General features: G+C 75.8%; 1 pseudogene. It reads left to right on the top strand.

Annotation, left to right across the window (positions count from 1 at the left end):
* A pseudogene (locus GT354_RS49100) lies at positions 1-565 on the top strand (hypothetical protein); the annotation flags it as partial.

Raw genomic sequence — 565 nt, forward strand, 5'->3', positions numbered from 1 at the left:
CCGCCCGCGCCGCATCGGTCCTGGAACAGGCCGACACCGACGCCACCCGCATGCGCACCGAGGCCGAGGCCGCGTCGCAGGCACTGCGTACCAAGACCACCGAGACGGCCCGTTCCGTCCTGGAACAGGCCGACGCCGAGGCCGAGCGGATGCGCACGGAGGCGGACGCCTTCGCCCGCAAGCTGCGCGAGGAGACCACGGCGACCGCGCGTTCGGTGCTGGAGAAGGCCGACGCCGAAGCCGTCAAGATGCGCGCCGAGGGCGAGGAGACCGCACTCGGCATCCTCGAACAGGCGGACGGCGAGGCCCGCACGCTCCGGCAGGAGGCCACCGCCGCGCTGGAAGCCGCCAAGGCCGAGGCCGTCACGACCCGGGCCCAGGGCGAGGCCGACGCGGACCGTACCCGCTCCGAGGCTCAGGCCGCGGCCCGCGCACTGCTGGAGCGGACCGAACACGACACCGAGCAACTACGCACCGAAGCCGAGACCGCCGCCGCGACGCTGCGCCGGGAAGCCGCCGCCGCCCTGGAAGCCGCGCAGGCCGAGGCGGCCCGCCTGGGCCGGGA

The organism is Streptomyces sp. SID3343 (assembly GCF_009865215.1).
Lineage (GTDB): Bacteria > Actinomycetota > Actinomycetes > Streptomycetales > Streptomycetaceae > Embleya.